The 1,218-nt window shown below is 71.0% G+C and carries 1 protein-coding gene; it reads left to right on the top strand.

Going from position 1 to position 1,218, the window contains the following annotated elements:
* Positions 1 to 154: 154 nt before the first annotated feature.
* Positions 155 to 1,218, top strand: a 1,064-nt coding sequence (locus ACFSHS_RS19015; protein ID WP_376879509.1) for an ABC transporter transmembrane domain-containing protein, incomplete at its 3' end; no start/stop codon positions are given.

Below are 1,218 nucleotides of genomic sequence, written 5' to 3'. Positions count from 1 at the left end.
CACGAGCAGCTCCTCGCAGCCGGCGGCCGCTACGCCCGCATGGACACCCACCAGCCGCAGTGGGCTCTCGCCGAGCGGGAGTCGGTCACCCCTACCCTCATCCCGGACGCGCGGGTCGTAGGCCGGGTCGGTCGGCCCGACGGGGAGCCGGTCAGTGCCTGACACCGCCTTCGCTGACGTCCGCCTGCTGCCCCTCTACGGCCGGCTCTTCCGTTATGCGCTGCGCCGTTGGCTGGCGCTGCTGGCCGTCGTGGGCGCGATGCTGCTCGACGTCGCCATGATGTTGCTGCGCCCTTGGCCGATGGCGATCGTGGTCGACAGCGTGCTCGGCACGCAGGTGCTGCCCCCGGCCCTGCGGCAGGCGTTCGAGTCGCTCCCGGGGGAGGCGTCGAAGGACAACCTGCTGCTGTGGGCGGTCCTCGCAACGGGAGCGGTCTTCCTCCTCGAGTGGTCGGTCGGCGTGCTCCTCCAGCTGGCCCGCGTCAGCTTCGGGCAGCGGATGCAGTACGACCTGGCAGCCGATCTCCTCGGTCACCTCCAGCGGCTCTCGCTACGGTTCCACGCGCGGCGAGGCGTCGGCGACCTCATCCGCCGGGTGACCACGGACTCGGCGTGCGTGTCGGCAGTCGTGAGGGATGCGGCCCTGCCTGTCCTCACGGCAGTTGTCGGCCTCGTGTCCATGTTCCTGGTGCTGTACCGGATCGACCCCGTACTGACGGTCGTCGCCCTTGCCGTGGTTCCTCCCCTTGGTCTGGTGATGTGGCTCCTGGCGCGCCCGATGGCGGCCAGGGACTACGCGCTCCAGGAGGCCGAGGGACGGCTGTACCGGGTCGTGGAGGAGACGTTGTCCGCCGTCCCCACCGTGCAGGCGTTCTCGGGTGAGGCCAGCGGTGATCGGCGGATGCACCTCGGCACGCAGGACGTCCTGCGAAGGACCCTCGACCAGACGAGGACGGAACTCTGGTTCAAGGTCGGCGTGGGGAGCGCGACGGCGGTGGGCACGGCCTCGGTGACCTGGATCGGTGCTGGGCACGCGCTGGCCGGCGACCTGAGCGTCGGCGAGATCCTGGTCTTCCTCGCCTACCTCAGCTCGCTCTACGGACCGCTCCACGCCCTCGTGTACTCGGGCTCCACCCTGCAGAGCGCAGCCGGCAGCGTCTTCCGGGTGGTGGAGGTGCTGGAGGCGGAGCCGGAGGTGGCCGACGGGCCGGGGGTGGG

The sequence above is a fragment of the Blastococcus deserti genome (assembly GCF_042682525.1).
In the GTDB taxonomy this organism is placed as follows: Bacteria; Actinomycetota; Actinomycetes; order Mycobacteriales; family Geodermatophilaceae; genus Blastococcus_B; species Blastococcus_B deserti.
This window is presented reverse-complemented; position numbering and strand designations above follow the sequence as displayed.